The organism is Inquilinus ginsengisoli, assembly GCF_050434925.1.
Taxonomy (GTDB): Bacteria; Pseudomonadota; Alphaproteobacteria; order DSM-16000; family Inquilinaceae; genus Inquilinus; species Inquilinus ginsengisoli_B.
The window spans coordinates 2153198-2168702 of record NZ_JBNDJK010000001.1; the positions used below are offsets into that span (position 1 = coordinate 2153198).

Annotated in this window: 15 protein-coding genes; 10 read left to right on the forward strand and 5 right to left on the reverse strand. The window is 70.1% G+C overall.

What is annotated here, in order from left to right; genetic code table 11:
* The first annotated feature begins 119 nt into the window (after nt 1-119).
* The 5 genes from QFZ27_RS10285 (at nt 120) to QFZ27_RS10305 (ending at nt 5754) form a co-directional block, all read left to right on the forward strand.
* A complete protein-coding gene (locus QFZ27_RS10285) occupies nt 120-1388 on the forward strand; it encodes an ABC transporter substrate-binding protein (RefSeq protein WP_429226216.1) in 1269 nt (422 codons plus the stop codon).
* Nucleotides 1389-1557: 169 nt separating this feature from the next.
* The gene (locus QFZ27_RS10290) at nt 1558-2427 is read left to right on the forward strand and encodes a carbohydrate ABC transporter permease (protein WP_429226217.1); all 870 of its coding nucleotides are present in this window, start codon (nt 1558-1560) and stop codon (nt 2425-2427) included.
* Entirely contained in the window at nt 2424-3236 is an 813-nt protein-coding gene (locus QFZ27_RS10295) for a carbohydrate ABC transporter permease (RefSeq protein WP_429226218.1), read from the forward strand. Before QFZ27_RS10290 ends, QFZ27_RS10295 begins: the two co-directional genes overlap by 4 nt.
* 90 nt (nt 3237-3326) lie before the next feature.
* A complete protein-coding gene (locus QFZ27_RS10300; RefSeq protein ID WP_429226220.1) occupies nt 3327-4223 on the forward strand; it encodes a bifunctional 5,10-methylenetetrahydrofolate dehydrogenase/5,10-methenyltetrahydrofolate cyclohydrolase in 897 nt (298 codons plus the stop codon).
* A 127-nt stretch (nt 4224-4350) separates the two neighbouring features.
* Nucleotides 4351-5754 carry a DHA2 family efflux MFS transporter permease subunit gene (locus tag QFZ27_RS10305; RefSeq protein ID WP_429226221.1) on the forward strand — a complete coding sequence of 468 codons (1404 nt, stop codon included), beginning with the start codon at nt 4351-4353 and terminating at the stop codon, nt 5752-5754.
* A 114-nt stretch (nt 5755-5868) separates the two neighbouring features.
* On the opposite strand, the gene hemA is transcribed toward QFZ27_RS10305, so the two are convergent.
* The gene (gene hemA, locus QFZ27_RS10310) at nt 5869-7089 is read right to left on the reverse strand and encodes a 5-aminolevulinate synthase (protein ID WP_429226222.1); all 1221 of its coding nucleotides are present in this window, start codon (nt 7087-7089) and stop codon (nt 5869-5871) included.
* A gap of 218 nt (nt 7090-7307) precedes the next feature.
* Here hemA and QFZ27_RS10315 point away from each other — a divergent pair, with 218 nt between their 5' ends.
* The 3 genes from QFZ27_RS10315 (at nt 7308) to QFZ27_RS10325 (ending at nt 9213) form a co-directional block, all read left to right on the forward strand.
* Nucleotides 7308-7802 carry a VOC family protein gene (locus tag QFZ27_RS10315; protein WP_429226223.1) on the forward strand — a complete coding sequence of 165 codons (495 nt, stop codon included), beginning with the start codon at nt 7308-7310 and terminating at the stop codon, nt 7800-7802.
* 142 nt (nt 7803-7944) lie between these two features.
* Nucleotides 7945-8565: a TetR/AcrR family transcriptional regulator gene (locus QFZ27_RS10320; protein ID WP_429226224.1), complete on the forward strand. Its 621-nt coding sequence runs from the start codon at nt 7945-7947 to the stop codon at nt 8563-8565.
* Between the two features lie 75 nt (nt 8566-8640).
* A complete protein-coding gene (locus QFZ27_RS10325) occupies nt 8641-9213 on the forward strand; it encodes a hypothetical protein (RefSeq protein ID WP_429226225.1) in 573 nt (190 codons plus the stop codon).
* Here QFZ27_RS10325 and QFZ27_RS10330 read toward each other — a convergent pair whose 3' ends face one another.
* Entirely contained in the window at nt 9214-10419 is a 1206-nt protein-coding gene (locus QFZ27_RS10330) for a M20 aminoacylase family protein (RefSeq protein ID WP_429226227.1), read from the reverse strand.
* 160 nt (nt 10420-10579) lie between these two features.
* On the opposite strand from QFZ27_RS10330, the gene QFZ27_RS10335 reads away from it, so the two are divergent.
* Entirely contained in the window at nt 10580-11503 is a 924-nt protein-coding gene (locus QFZ27_RS10335; protein ID WP_429226228.1) for a ribokinase, read from the forward strand.
* 167 nt (nt 11504-11670) lie between these two features.
* Here QFZ27_RS10335 and clpS read toward each other — a convergent pair whose 3' ends face one another.
* On the reverse strand, nt 11671-11979 hold the full coding sequence (gene clpS, locus QFZ27_RS10340; RefSeq protein ID WP_429226229.1) for an ATP-dependent Clp protease adapter ClpS: 309 nt from the start codon (nt 11977-11979) through the stop codon (nt 11671-11673).
* Between the two features lie 196 nt (nt 11980-12175).
* Between clpS and QFZ27_RS10345 the strand changes: the two genes are divergently transcribed.
* Nucleotides 12176-13348 carry a M20 aminoacylase family protein gene (locus tag QFZ27_RS10345; RefSeq protein ID WP_429226230.1) on the forward strand — a complete coding sequence of 391 codons (1173 nt, stop codon included), beginning with the start codon at nt 12176-12178 and terminating at the stop codon, nt 13346-13348.
* Between the two features lie 125 nt (nt 13349-13473).
* Here QFZ27_RS10345 and QFZ27_RS10350 read toward each other — a convergent pair whose 3' ends face one another.
* Both QFZ27_RS10350 and QFZ27_RS10355 read right to left on the reverse strand, forming a co-directional pair.
* A complete protein-coding gene (locus QFZ27_RS10350) occupies nt 13474-14505 on the reverse strand; it encodes a TAXI family TRAP transporter solute-binding subunit (protein ID WP_429226231.1) in 1032 nt (343 codons plus the stop codon).
* A gap of 32 nt (nt 14506-14537) precedes the next feature.
* A complete protein-coding gene (locus QFZ27_RS10355; protein ID WP_429226232.1) occupies nt 14538-15458 on the reverse strand; it encodes a LysR substrate-binding domain-containing protein in 921 nt (306 codons plus the stop codon).
* Between the last annotated feature and the right edge of the window lie 47 nt (nt 15459-15505).

Below are 15505 nucleotides of genomic sequence, written 5' to 3' on the forward strand. Positions count from 1 at the left end.
ATGATAGAACCGCCGCCGGAGAGCGGTGCGGCCACGATCGGGTGCAGTGACTGATGAACACGTGTTCATGATTTGCTGTCAAGGGCGCCGCCGACCATCCTGCGGACTGGGAGGGATTGATGAAGACGAAGTTGATCGGCCACGCCGTGCTTCGCGCGGCGCACCGCAAAACCGCCGGCATCGCCGGCGTGGCGGGGCTGGCGGCGCTGCTGCTCGCCGGGGTTGTGCAGGCGGATGAGCTGGTGATCGCCGGCCGCGACGGCGTCTATGGCGACGCCCTGGCCTATGCCATCGACGCCTATAAGAAAGTGTCGCCGGACACCGAGGTCGAGCTGCTGAAGCTGCCCTATGGCAGCCTATACGAGAAGCTGGTGGTGTCGTTGCGCGGCGGCGCCGACGCCTATGACGTGATCGTCGCCGACGACACCTGGATGCCGGAATTCACCGCCAATGGCTGGCTGAAGCCGGTGACCGCCGACCTGTCGGGCGTGATCCCCAGCTTGGCCGCCCTGTCCAAGGGCAAGGACGGGCAGGTCGTGGCGCTGCCCTTCGCCGGCAATGTCGAGATGTTCGCCTACCGCACCGACCTGTTCCAGGCGGCCGGCCTGGAAGCGCCGAAGAGCTGGAGCGACGTGCTCAAGGCGGCCGAGGTGCTGAAGGCCAAGGACCCGAACGTCGCCGGCGTGGTGTTCCGCGGCACCAAGGGCAACCCGATCGTCACCGGCTTCCTGCCGATCTTCTGGGCCCATGGCGGCGAGATCATCGACGGCTCGGGCAAGGCGGCGCTGGCGTCGCCCGCCGGGGTCAAGGCGCTGCAGCAGTTCCTGGCGCTGAAGGCCTACGCCCCGACCGGGGTCGAGACCTACAACGCCACCGAGGTGCGCGACGCGCTGCAGCAGGGCCGCGCCGCGATGGCGATCGAGGTCTGGCCGGCCTGGGTGCCGTCGCTGGACGACGCTGAGAAGTCGAAGGTGGTCGGCAAGGTCGCGATCGGCCCGGCCCCGGGCGAGACCAAGGGCCCGGCGCCGATGCTGGGCATCTGGCAGGTGGCGGTGCCGTCGGGTGCGCCGAATGCCGAAGGGGCGCAGAAGTTCCTGGCCTTCCTGAACGGCGCCGACATGCAGAAGGAGCTGGCGCTGCGCTTCGGCCTGCCGCCGACGCTGACTGCGCTGTATGCCGACAAGGACCTGGTTGCCAAGTATCGCTGGTACCCGGACCAGTTGAAGGCGCTCGAGGCCGGCGTGTCGCGGCCGCGGATCAAGCAATGGCCACAGGTCGAATCGATCCTCGGCGACCACCTGCAACTGGCCCTGGTCGGCCAGATGGCGCCGGAGGAGGCGCTGCAGAAGGCCTCGGCCGACATCGACAAGGCGCTGGCGAAGAAGTAACGGCAGCCCGCCCCGTTTCACTCTCCCCCTTCCCCTGCGGGAGGGAGTAGGGGAGGGGGCGTGCCGCTTTGAACGCGCTCGGCCTGAGAGCTTGATCGACACCCCCTCCCCCCAACCCCTCCCGCGAGGGGAGGGGGAGGATACAAAAGAAGCGCTAGTACAGACCCCCATGCTCTTCACCGACCGCCGGCAGCTCGTCCTGCTCCTGCTTCCCGCCGCGCTACTGCTGGTCGTGTTCGCGCTCGCGCCCGTGGTGCAGGTCGCGGTCTACTCCTTCCAGGAGATCGACTTTGCGGCCGACACCTCGCGCTGGGTCGGCCTCGCCAACTACGCCACGCTGTTCGGCGACTGGTTCTTCCGGGTCGACATCGGCAATACGGTCCGGTTCGCCGTCGTCGCCTCGCTGGTCCAGGTCGCGCTCGGCACCGCTCTGGCCCTGCTGCTAAATCGCGAATTCCGCGGCCGCGGCGCTGTGCTGTCGGTCGTGGTCTATCCGATGATGCTGTCCACCCTGGTCTGCTCGGCGATCTGGAGGTCCTGGTTCCACTACGATGTCGGGGTGCTGAACGGCGCGCTCGGCTGGCTCGGCCTGCCGCCGGTGGCCTGGCTGTCCGACCCCGGCCTGGCGCTGTGGTCGGTGATGCTGGTCGACACCTGGCAATGGACGCCGATGACGACGTTGATCGTCCTGGCCGGGCTGCAGTCGATCCCGCCCGAGATTGTGGAGGCGGCGCGGACCGACGGCGCCCGCCCCTGGGTGCTGCTGACCCGGATCGTGCTGCCGCTGGTGCGCGGCCAGATCTTCCTGGCCCTGCTGCTGCGCCTGATCGACACCTTCAAGCTGTTCGACAAGGTCTATGCCCTGACCGGCGGTGGCCCCGGCAACGCCACCGAGACGATGTCGATGTATGTCTACCAGAAGGGCTTCAAGTTCTTCGATGTCGGCTTGGCCGCCGCCGCCTCGGTGGTGATGATGGCGATCGCCTGCGCCCTGTGCGCCGTCTATGCCGCCCAGGCGATGCGGGGCTCGTCCAAGTGAAGCGCCTGCGCCGCGTCCTGCCCTATCTCGGCATCGCCCTGTTCGTGCTGGTCTTCGCCCTGCCGGTGGTGTGGATGATCGGCGCCGCCTTCGAGGACCCGGCCCGGGCCGGCCGCGGCTTCCTGCCGACAGCCCCGACGCTGGACAACATCCGGGCCGTGCTCGCCGACGGCTTCCTGGTGCGGCTGAAGAACACCGCCATCGTCGCCTTCGGCGCCACGCTGCTGTCGCTGTTCGCCGGCTTCCTGGCCGCCTATGCCCTGGCCCGGTTCCGCTTCCCGAAGCGGCTCGACGTGCTGTTCCTGCTGCTGGTGCTGGTGGTCAAGCTGATGCCGCCGATCGTGGTGGCGCTGCCGCTGCATGCGCTGCTGCTCGATCTCGGCCTGCTCGGCAGCCTGTCCGGGCTGGTGCTGGTCTATCAGCTCTACACGCTGCCCTTCTGCCTGTGGATGCTGCTGGGCTTCGTGCGCGAGGTGCCGGTCGAGATCGAGGCCGCGGCGGCGATCGACGGTGCCGGGCTGGGCCGCCGCCTATGGCACATCGTGCTGCCGCTGGCGCTGCCCGGGCTGGTGGCGACACTGATCTTCGCCCTGATCCTGTGCTGGAACGAGTTCCTGTTCGCGCTGCTCTACCTCCAGCGCCCCAGCCGCTTCACCCTGCCGCTCTATGTCGCCACCTTCATCACCGAGGACGAGACGCTGTGGGGCCGGCTGATGGCGATCGGCCTCTTGTCCTCGCTGCCGGTGCTGCTGGTCGCCGGCTACATCCAGAAGCACCTGCTGCGCGGCTTCGCCCACCAGGCCAAATAGCGCACAACGGTGCCATCCGCGGCCATGGGTTGACGCTGCCGCCCCGGCGGGCCACAAGCCGCGCATTGCGGGTGCGGCGGAGCGCGGGCGATGAGCGAGCGGGACCTGACCGGGCGGGCGGTGGCGGATGCCATCCTGGCCGAGGTGGCGGCGGAGGTGCAGGCACTGGGCGAGGCGCATTGGCCGCCGAAGCTGGTGTCGATCACGGTCGGCGACGAGAGCGCGGTCGACGTCTATGTCCGCAACCAGCGGCGCACGGCCGAGAGCGTCGGCATCGCCTTCGAGACGCGGCGGCTGCCGGAGCGGATCACGCAGGAGGAACTGCGCGCCGCCATCGCCGCGCTGAACGCCGACCCGCAGGTCAGCGGCATCATCCTGCAGCGCCCGGTGCCGAAGCACATCTCGATCAAGGCGATGCAGACGGCGATCCATCCGCTGAAGGACGTCGAGGGCATGAATCCGGCCTCGATCGGCAACATCGTCTACAACGAGCTGGAGCTGGCGCCCTGCACGGCGCTGGCGGCGGTCGAGATGCTGAAGCGCACCGGCCTGACCCTGGCGGGGCTCGAGGTCGTGGTGATCGGCCATTCCGAGATCGTCGGCAAGCCGATCGCCTTCCTGCTGATGTCGGAAGGCGCGACGGTCACGGTCTGCCATCACATGACCCGCTCGGTCTCCATGCATTCGCGCCGGGCCGATGCGGTGTTCGTCGCCGTCGGCAAGCCGAAGCTGGTCACCGGCGACATGATCAAGCCGGGCGCCGCGGTGATCGACATCGGCATCAACGAGGTGACGGACGACGAGGGCAAGAGTCGGGTGGTCGGCGATGTCGACTATGACAGCGTCGCCCCGGTGGCTGGCTGGATCACCCCGGTGCCGGGCGGCGTCGGGCCGGTGACGGTGGCGGTGCTGATGCGCAACACCGTGGTCGCCACCCGCCGTCAGAAGGCGCATTACGAGGCCCGGCTGGGGGCGTCGATCGCGTAAGGCGCAGCCGGGCGGCCGGTGCATGCCGCGGCCGCAACCCAGCGGCGCACGGAGACAAGATACCAGCGGCCGTCTGCAGGTTTAAACCCGACATATGACGGTATCGGACCGAGCACAGCCCCAATTCGTGACGGAGCGGGATCCGCGGCTGCGCGTGATCATCCCGATGATCGTCGCCATCGCCTTCCTGATGGAGCAGCTCGACTCCACCATCATCACCACCGCCATTCCGGACATGGCGGCCAGCCTGGACACCACGCCGCTGCGGCTGAACCTGGCGGTGACCACCTATGTTCTGACCCTGGCCGTGTTCATCCCGGTCAGCGGCTGGTTCGCCGACCGCTTCGGCGCCCGCCGGATCTTCGCCCTGGCGCTCGGCATCTTCACCCTCGGCTCGGCGCTGTGCGGCATGGCCGACAGCTTCGGCATGCTGCTGGCGATGCGGGTGCTGCAGGGGCTGGGCGGCGCCATGATGACGCCGGTCGGGCGGCTGATCCTGCTGCGCAGCTTCCTCCGCGCACAGCTGGTCACGGCGATGACCTACATGACGCTGCCGGCGATCCTGGGGCCGGTGATCGGGCCGCTGCTCGGCGGCGTCCTCACCACCTACACGTCCTGGCGTTGGATCTTCTACGTCAACGTCCCCTTCGGCTGCGTCGGCATCCTGGCGGCGCTGCACTATTTCGAAGATGTGAAGAGCGAGACGGTGACGCCGTTCGACTATCCGGGCTTCATCATGGTCGGGCTCGGCGTCGCCCTGCTGCAATACGGGCTGGAGAATATCGGCCGCCCGACCATCCCGGCCCTGGCGATCGCGGCGGTGCTGGCCGCGGCCGTCCTGCTGCTGCTGGCCTTCGGCCGCTACGCCCGCAGGAAGGCGAATCCGGCGGTCGACATGACCCTGTTCCGGCTGCGCTCCTTCTGGGTCGGCACGCTGGCCGGCGGGCTATGCCGGATCGGGCTGAACGGCGTGCCGTTCCTGCTGCCGCTGATGCTGCAGGTCGGCTTCGGCTTCAGCCCGGTGGTGTCGGGATCGCTGACCTTCGTCAGCAGCCTGGGCGCGCTGCTGATCCGGCCGGCGCTGTCGCCGCTGCTGCGCCGGCTCGGCTTCGACCGGGTGCTGATCATCAGCGCCGCGCTGGGCTCGGTCGCCATCGCCGGCTTCAGCCTGATGCGGCCGGACACGCCGCATTGGATGCTGCTCGGCTACATCTTCCTGTTCGGCCTGCTGCGGTCGATGCAGTTCATGACCTCGAACACCCTGTCCTATGCCGACATGCCGGCCGAGCGGCTCAGCCGCGCCACCAGCCTGGGCGGCGTGCTGCAGCAGCTCAGCGTCAGCTTCGGCGTGTCGACGGGCGCGATGCTGCTCGGCCTCGTCAGCTTCGAAAGCCACGTGCTGACGCCGGAACGCTTCCACGAGGCGTTCCTGCTGATGGCGGTGATCCCTCTGCTGTCGATCCCGGGCTTCCTGTATCTGCGTCCGGAGGACGGGGTGCAGGTCAGCGGGCACCAGCGTCGCCCGCGCTAGCCCGGGCCACCTTTCGGTCGCTTAGGCGACTTCGACGGAGGCTTGCCGTGAGGCCCCGTCTTCACCGGCCGGCGGTCCCTTGCCGGCGGTGGGGCGGGCGGCTTGCGCGGCAGGTCAGGCTGCCGCGGCGGCGACGGGGATCGCGAGCGTCGACCAGACATCACGCAGCGCCTCGACCAGCCGGGCCATCTGCAGGTCGTCATGCAGCGGCGTCGGGGTGATGCGCAGCCGCTCCGCGCCGCGCGGCACGGTCGGGAAGTTGATCGGCTGGACGTAGATCCGGTGCCGGTCCAGCAGCAGGTCGCTCGCCGCCTTGCACAGCCGGGCGTCGCCGACGAAGACCGGCACGATGTGGCTCGCCGACGGCATCACCGGCAGGCCGGCAGCGCGCAAAAGACGCTTGAGCGTTGCTGCCCGCTCCTGGTGCCGTTCGCGCTCGGCGGTGCTGGCCTTGAGGTGGCGGATCGCGGCCAGCGCCCCGGCGGCGACCACCGGCGGCAGCGAGGTGGTGAAGATGAAGCCGGGGGCGTGGCTGCGCAGCGCGTCGACCAGCATGGCCGAGCCGGCGACATAGCCGCCCATCACGCCGAAGGCTTTGCCCAGCGTGCCCTCGATCACGGTCAGGCGGCGGGTCAGCCCGTCGCGCTCGGCGATGCCGCCGCCGCGCGGGCCGTACATGCCGACGGCGTGAACCTCGTCGAGATAGGTCATGGCGCCGTGCCGGTCGGCGACGTCGCAGATCTCGGCGATCGGCGAGATGTCGCCGTCCATCGAATAGACGCTCTCGAACGCCACCAGCTTCGGCCGGGTCGCCGGGTATTCCGACATCAGCCGGTCCAGATCGGCCGGGTCGTTGTGGCGGAAAATCCGCTTCTCGCAACCGGAATGGCGGATGCCGGCGATCATCGAGGCGTGGTTCAGCGCGTCGGAGAACACGACGCAGCCGGGAATCAGCTTTGCCAGCGTCGACAGCGAGGCGTCATTGGAGACGAAGCCGGAGGTGAAGAGAAGCGCCGCTTCCTTGCCATGCAGGTCGGCCAGCTCGGCCTCCAGCGCCCGATGGTAGATATGGGTGCCGGAGATGTTCCGGGTGCCGCCGGCGCCGGCGCCGCAGCGGTCCAGCGCCTCGTGCATCGCCGCCAGAACCGCCGGGTGCTGGCCCATGCCGAGATAGTCGTTCGAGCACCAGACGGTTACGTCCGGCGCGCCGTCGAGGCCGTGATGGGCGGCGCGCGGGAAGGCGCCGGCGTGGCGTTCGAGCTCGGCGAAGATCCGGTAGCGGCCTTCGGCCTTCAGGGTGTCGATCGCCGTCCTGAAGATGTTCTCGTAATCCATTCCACCGTCTCGCCGTGCCGCGGGCCTGGACCCGTGCAGGAAGTGTAACCCATCTGGCGTCGCCGCGTGAAATGGCACCATAGTCGAACCATCCTGGGAGGCGAGCCCGCCGGCGGCTTCGGCGGCGATCCGCCGCATCAGTCGAAGAATTTTCAGGACCCTGTCGGGACGCCCCCGGACCGTCCGTCCTCTGAGCATCGCCAACGAAGGAGGCCGACTTGGCCCAGCTCACCCAGAAGATCTCGCCGTTCCTGTGGTTCCTCGACGGCAAGGCCGAAGAAGCGGCCGAATTCTATGTCTCGGTCTTCGACAATTCGCGGATCACCTCCGTGCTGCGCAACGGCGACACCATGTCGGGGCCGAACGGCACCCCCATGACTGTCGGCTTCCAGCTCGAGGGCCAGGACTTCACCGCCATCAACGGCGGCGGAGACTTCAAGTTCTCCTGGGCGGTCTCCTTCGTCGTGCTCTGCGAGACCCAGGAGGAGGTCGACCGCTACTGGGCCCGCCTGGTCGAGGGCGGCGGCAAGCACAGCCAGTGCGGCTGGCTGCAGGACCGGTTTGGCCTGTCCTGGCAAATCACTCCGAAGATCCTGCTCGAGCGGACCCACGACGCCGATCCGGTGAAGGCGGCCCGGGCGTTCCAGGCGATGCTGCAGATGACCAAGATCGACATCGCCGCCATCGAGCGGGCCTACCGCGGAGAGGCCTGAGCGAAATCGCTACGGGCGTAGCCATTCGCCGTTGGGGAAACCCGGCCTGTTCATGCGACGAAGAGTGTGCCCGGCGGGCTTTGCGCCCGTCGGGTTCGGCGGCATGATCCCAAGGCGTGGGGCGCAGCGATGGGTTGGCTCGATGACGGTGCAGGACGTGGCCCGGGTGGCGATGACGCCGCGCGGCCGGAAGAAGCGCGAAGCGATCCTCGACGCCGGGGTCAAGGTGTTCATGGCCGAGGGCTATGCCGCCAGCATGGACCGGGTGGCGGCAGAGGCCGGTGTCGCCAAACAGACCCTGTACAGCCATTTCGGCAGCAAGGAGGGCCTGTTCCATGCCCTGTTCGACCGCTACAAGCAGCAGACGCTGCGGGTGTTCGACCCGGCGGGCGACCTGGCGACAGAGCTCGCCGCCTTCGGCGAGGACCTGCTGCGCCGGATCTTCGATCCCGAGATCCTCGGCGTGCAGCGGCTGATGATCGCCCAGGCCGCCGCCTTTCCCGATCTGGCCCGGATCTTCTACGCCGCCGGCCCGGGCCATGTCCGCGCGACGCTGGCGGCGTTCCTGCGCAACCGGATGGAGGCGGGGGCGCTGCGTCCCGACGATGCGGCGGCCGCGGCGGAGGACCTGATCGGGCTGCTGCAGGGCGGCCGACGGCAGCGTCATCTGTTCGGGGTCGAGCCGGCGCCGGAATCGTCCGAGCTGCGGGGCATGGCCGAACGGGCGGTAACAATCTTTCTGCGTGCCTATACTACACGTTAAGGTCTTGTTTCGGCCCCTTGTTTCGCCGCAATTCCTGCTTACCTCCGGGGCAAGGGGCACCGACGGAGGAAGCAGATGGCGAAGTTCCGCTATTGGGGCGTGTCGGTTCTCCTGAGCCTGGGCCAAGCCGACCTCGCCGTGGCGACCGAGCGGCCGCCCTACGACGATGCCCTGGCCGCCTATCTCGGCTCGGCCCGCGCGGCCAATGACGACACCGTCCTGGCCCCGCTCTATTTCTACCGCCCCGACAGCTTTGCCCGGGTCACCTTCATCGGCCATGTCGCGCCGGATGCGGTGCCATTGTGGCGCGGCGTCGCCATCGACGGCGTCTGGCAGCCGGCGGTGACGCCGGACGACCTCGCCCCGCTGCTGCTGCCCGACACCGGCTGGGCGGCGGCGGACGAGGCGACGCGCGAGGCCATCGCCGTGCGCTGGGTCGAGGAGATCGTGCTGGCGGGCGAGGTGCTGAAGAGCGGCGCCGACCTGGTGCCACCCATGCCGGACGGGGCCGTCGCCCCGGCCGCCGCCCGCACCCTGCCCGACGGCTCGATCGAGGTCAGCGGCTGGGTGTCGCATCTCAGCATCGCCGGCGAGATCGCCGACCCGTTCACCGTCCGGCTAGCGCCGGACGGGACGGTGTTGGCGTAGCTACCCCTCCACCCCCAGCTCCTGCCCCACCAGCGTGACCCAGTAGGTCGAGCCGAGCGCCAGGATCTTGTCGTTGAAGTCGTAATGCGGCGTGTGGACGTAGTGGTAGCTGCCGTCCGGGTTGACGCCGTTGCCGATCATGATGAAGGCGCCGGGCCGCTTCTCCAGCATGAAGGAGAAGTCCTCGGCGCCGGTGATCAGCGGGATCCTGGTCGCGACCTTGTCGTCGCCGACGATCCGGCCCGCCACGCCGGCGGCGATGTCGGTCTGCTCCGGATGGTTGACCAGCGTCGGGTAGCGGCGGTCGTAATGCACCGCCGCGGTGCAGCCATAGGTGGCGGCCAGCCCCTCGGCGGTCTCGCGCAGCCGGCGCTCGATCGTGTCGCGCACCTGGGGCGAATAGCTGCGGGCCGTGCCGCTGACCACCACCTCGGGCGGGATGATGTTGGGCGATCCGGCCGAGCCGCCGGAGATGTGGCCGACGCTGATCACCGCCGGCTCGACCGACGGGATGTTGCGGCCGACGATGGCCTGCACCGCCAGGATGAAATGTGCCAGCACCACGGTCGGGTCGGTCGCCAGGTGCGGGGCGGAGCCGCCATGGCCGCCGGTGCCGCCGAAGGTGACAGCCCAGGTGTCGGCCGCCGCCATCATCGGGCCTGGGCGGATGCCGAATTCGCCGACCGCGCGGCCGGGATTGTTGTGCATGCCGTAGACGGCGTCGGCTGGGAAGCGGTCGAACAGCCCTTCCTCGACCATCAGCCGGCCGCCGCCCTGGCCTTCCTCGGCCGGCTGGAAGATGAAATGCACCGTGCCGGCGAAGTCCCGGTTCTCCGACAGATAGCGGGCGGCGCCCAGCAGCATGGCGGTGTGCCCGTCATGGCCGCAGGCATGCATCTTGCCGGGCACCGTGGACGCATACGGCAGGCCGGTCTTCTCCTCGATGAACAGCGCGTCCATGTCGGCGCGCAGCGCCACCGCGCGGTTGCCGGGCCGGGTGCCCTTCAGCGTGCCGACCACGCCGGTCTTGGCGATGCCCTCATGCGTCTCGATGCCCAAGCCGCGCAGCGTCTTCGCCACCAGCGCCGCGGTGCGCACCTCCTCGAAGCCGGTCTCCGGATGGGCGTGGATGTCGCGGCGGATGGCGATCAGCTCATCCTCATAGCCCTTGATCTCGGCCAGGATGTCCTTCGGCTCGGCGGTCACGGTCGTCCCTCTCGGTTGGTGTCGCGGCAATTGGGAAGGAGCTGAGCTTTGCAGGTTTTTCGGCCTGCGCCCAGGGTCGGCGGGCAACTCATGTGCACATCGGTTGCGTTCCGGCCCGCGCCGCGCCAGGATCGCCCGCTTCGTCGGGGAGGAAAGCCGCGTGATCCTGGATTTCGGCTCGATCAACATGGATTTGGTGATGGCGGTGACGGCGCTGCCGCGGCCGGGCGAGACCGTGCTGTGCGACGGCTACGTCACCAAGCCGGGCGGCAAGGGGTCGAACCAGGCGGTGGCGGCGGCACGGGCCGGGGCAAAGGTGGCGATGGCCGGCGCGGTCGGCGACGACGGCTTCGGCCAGGTCATGCGCGCGACCCTGGCCAAGGAAGGCATCGACACCGCCCTGATCGCCACCAGCGACCGGCCGACCGGCGTCGCCTATATCTGTGTCGACGCCAGGGCCGAGAACTTCATCGCCGTCGGCAGCGGTGCCAATCTCGCGGTCCGGGCCGACCAGGTGCCGGACGACCGGCTGACGTCGGAAACGCTCCTGGTGCTGCAGATGGAGCTGCCGCCGGAGCAGAACTGGGCGTTGCTGCAGCGCGCCCGGGCCCGCGGCTGCCGCGCCATCCTCAACGTCGCCCCGGCCGCTGCGGTGCCCGAGGCGGCGCTTCGCGACCTCGACCTGCTGGTGGTGAACGAGCATGAGGCGCTGGCGATCGCCGGCGGGCTCGGCCTCGACACGTCCAGCCCCCGGGCCGCGGCCCAGGCGCTCAGCGGCCGGATGGCCTTGACCTGCGTCGTCACCCTCGGCGGCGAAGGCGCGATCGCCGTCGGTCCGGGGGCGGGCTTCGCCGTGCCGGCGCTGCCGATCCAGCCGGTCGACACCACCGGCGCCGGCGACACCTTCACCGGCGTGCTCGCCGCCGGGCTCGATGCCGGGCTGCCGCTCGACCAGGCGCTGCGCCGGGCCTCGACCGGCGCCGCCCTGGCCTGCCTCGCCCTCGGCGCGCAGGAAAGCATGCCGACCGCAGCGGCGATCGACGCCGCCCTGCCGCGGCTGGGCCCGACCACCGCGATCGGCTGAGAGAATCCCCCTCACCCTCCCGGCCCAAGCGGGCCGGGCCCCTCCCTCTCCCCAAGGAGAGGGGTCCGGAACGACGTCCTCCTTCACCTCTCCTTGGGGAGAGGTCGAAATCGCGCAGCGATTTCGGGTGAGGGGGCGAGAGCAGGCCGATCCGCCACGGCGGAAGCCTATGTCTCTTCCGGCTCGGTCGTGAACAGCAGCGGATAGCCCAGCTTGCGGGCGGCATCGGTCGCCCGCGTCGCCTTGGTCTCGGCGACCTCCTTGGGATAGACCGCGATGACGCAGACGCCGCGCCGATGCGCCGTCATCATCACCCGGTGGGCCTGCTCCTCGCTCATCCGGAACTCGCCCTTCAGCACCACGACCACGAATTCGCGCGGCGTGTAGTCGTCGTTCAGCAGGATGACCTTGTGCAGCCGTGGCCGCTGGGTCTTCGGCCGGGTGTCGATGCGGGGTTTGGTCGTGAAGTCGCTCATCGCCTGCTCCTGGCTGGCGCCGCGGAGGAGATTCGGCGGCAGCTTGTCACGCTCGGCACCGCCCGTCCACCGCCCGGAGCAGCGGCCGGTTGCCGCGCGAATGGCGTCGGGCCGCCTGCGCCGGGTTGCCCCGGCGGCGCGGACGGACCAGTATCGGGGTTTCGCCATCCCAGCCAGCGCAAGACGAGACCGACCGATGCCCGTCATCAATTCGATCGCCGCCCGCAAGGAGGAGATGACCGCCTGGCGGCGCGACCTCCACGCCCATCCCGAGCTCGGCTTCGAGGAGGTGCGGACCTCGGGCATCGTGGCGGAGAAGCTGGCCTCCTGGGGCATCGAGGTGCATCGCGGCCTGGCCAAGACCGGGGTCGTCGGTGTGCTCAAGGGGCGAACCGACAGCGGCCGCACCATCGGCCTGCGCGCCGACATGGACTGCCTGCCGATGGACGAGGTCAACGACTTCGCCCACAGATCGACCGTGCCCGGCAGGATGCATGCCTGCGGCCATGACGGCCACACCACCATGCTGCTCGGCGCCGCCCAGTACCTGGCCGAGACGCGGAACTTCGACGGCACCGTGCACTTCATCTTCCAGCCGGCCGAGGAAGGCGGCGGCGGCGGCGATGTGATGGTCCGCGAGGGGCTGTTCGACCGTTTCCCCTGCGACGAGGTCTACGGCCTGCACAACTGGCCGCTGCTGCCGGCCGGTACGGTCGGGGTGCGGCCCGGCCCGATGATGGCGGCGGCCGACATGTTCGACATCAGGATCCGCGGCGTCGGCGGCCATGCCGCGATCCCGCAATCGGCGAAGGACCCGGTGGTGATCGCGGCCCAGCTGGTCGGCGCGCTGCAGACTTTGGTCAGCCGCAACACCAACCCGATGGATTCGGCGGTGCTGTCGATCACCCAGATCCACACCGGCAGCACCCACAACGTGATCCCGGATGAGGCCTATCTGAACGGCACGGTGCGGACCTTCCGGCCCGAGGTGCAGGCGATGATGGTCGCCGGCATCCGGCGGATCGTCGACGGCATCGCCGCCGCCTTCGACGTCGCGATCGAGATCGACTACCAGTACGGCTACCCGGCGACGGTGAACCACGCCGAGCAGGCCGAGACCGCGGCGCGGGTGGCGGAGGCGGTGGTCGGCGCGGGCAATGTCCAGCGCGACGTCGAGCCGTCGCTGGGCGGCGAGGACTTCGCCTATCTGCTGAACGCCCGGCCGGGCGCCTATCTGTTCCTCGGCCAGGCCGGCGGCGCCTCGGGGGCGATGATCCACAACCCGCATTACGACTTCAACGACGAGGTCTTGCCGCTCGGCGCCTCGCTGCTGGCGGGCCTGGTGGAGAGCCAGTTGAAGGCGGGGTAGTCCAGAACCGTCAATGGCGAGCCCCGCAGGGACGTGTCCATCCAGGGGCCGGCGCCGCTGGATCGCCACGCCCCGGCTCAAGGCCGGGGTTCTCGCGATGGCGATTTATAATTCGTTGATCGGTCCTACCGCACCTGATCCGCGGGTACCGTGACGCCATGCGCGGCCCAGGCTGTGGCGGCGCCGCGGTGGAAGGGCAGGGCGCGGTTGGTCAGCGGGTCGAGCGCCGGCGAGGCTTCGAGGCCCGCGGTCGCGGCCAGGGGTGCCGCCTCGCCGACCGCGATCTCGGTGGCGCGGCGGGCGACATCCTCCGGCAGCGCGTCGGTCGCGACCAGCCAGGTCCACATGCCGGCGCTGGGCGGCAGCGGCTGCGGCGGCAGGGCGACTGCTGCCGGAGGCGGAGCGGCAGGATCGGTTGCGGCAGCCGGATCGGCGGCCGGAGCCGGCGGCGTGGGCGGCAGGGGCACCGTGGCAGCGGCCACGCCGGGAAGCGCGCCGGCGACCGTGGCGATCTCGGCCGCGGTCAGGCCGAAGGTCACGGCAGGCTGCGCCGGCGGCAGGGCGAAAGGCTCCAGGCCGGTGACCGCGACCGCGTCGATCTTCTTGTCGGCGAACTGCTTGGCGACCTCGGCCAGCGGCAGGCGCCGCAGCGTCGCTTTGATGTCCAGCGCCTTCAGCATCGGCTCGGTCAGGGTGTCGTCGGTGGTCAGCGCCACCCGTTTGCCTGCGAGGCCGGAGGCGCCGGTGATGCCGCTGCCCGCCGGAACCACGAAGCGCAGCACCGCGGCCGGCGCCACCGGGGCCAGGGCGCGCAGATGGTCGAACTTCATGCCCGGCGCCATCGGGCTGGTGCCGCCCCACGCCGCGGCGGCGACGTCGAGCGAGACCAGGCCGATCGCCACCCGGCCGCTCTGCAGCAGCGCGACATTCGGCAGGGGACCGGCGGTGATCGCCTCCGACACCGGTTGGTTCGCCTTCAATCGCTCGACGAAGACGCCGCCCCAGCGGCCGAGCGGCGAGTTGACCGGGGCCGTGGCGACGATGATCTCGCGCGGCGCGGCGGTGGCGCCTTGTGCCTGGGCGCCCGGGGTGGCGAGGCCGAGGAGGCAGGCGGCGGCCAGGCCGGCGAGGAAGAGGGCGCGCGAAGAGGGCATCATCGATCCGGATTGGTGAGGCTCCGGTGACGAGGCTAGCGGTCGGCCGCGCTTTCCGCCAGAAGCCAGCTTCGGAAGGACGCGATGCGGGCCTCGTTCCCGGGTGCGCTGCGCCAGCGGATCACCTGGCGCCGGCTGCGCAGCTCCAGCTCCGGCCCGAACGGGCGGACCAGCCGGCCCTCGGCCAGCGCCGGCCGGATCAGCTGCTCGCGGCCGAGCGCTACCCCGACCCCGTCCAGCGCCGCCGCCAGCACCAGGGTGAAATGGCTGAGGCGGATGCCGCTGCGCCGCGGCTGGTCCGCCACGGCCAGCCGCTCCAGCCACGTCTCCCAGCTCAGGGCCGAGCGTGGCGACGGCGCCTCGTCACACTCTTCATGCAGCAGGGTGACCCGGACCAGGTCGGCCGGGGTGCGGAGCAAGGGCAGCAGCGTCGGGCTGCACACCGGGTAGATCCGCTCCTCGAACAGCACCGCCTCGCTATCCGGCTGCGGCGGCCGGTCCGCGTCCTGCCCCAGCACGGCGAGGTCCAGCTCGTCCTCCTCCAGGTCCGGGTTGCGCATCGCCATCGACAGCCGCACCTCGATCTCCGGATGCGCGGCGGCAAAGCGGCCGAGGCGCGGCACCAGCCAGCCGGTCGCGAAGGCGCCGCCGGCGCCGACCCGCAGCACACCGCCGCGGCCGCAGCGCTTGGTGTAAGCGACCGCCGCGCCCAGCCGCTCCAGCGCCGCCCGAACCTCCGGCGCCAGCTGCGCCCCGGCCTCGGTCAGGGCAATGCCGGGGTTCAGCCGCTTGAACAGCCGCACGCACATGTCGGATTCGAGCGAACGGATCTGATGGCTCACGGCACTCTGGGTCACCGCCAGCTCGGCCGCCGCCCGGGTGAAGCTGAGGTGTCGGGCCACGCTGTCGAAGGTGCGCAGCGCCGCCAGCGGCAGATGGGGACTCACGTCACTCATTATTTGTGCTCATGGCAAAGCGAGAAGCCATCATTCGCTATGACACC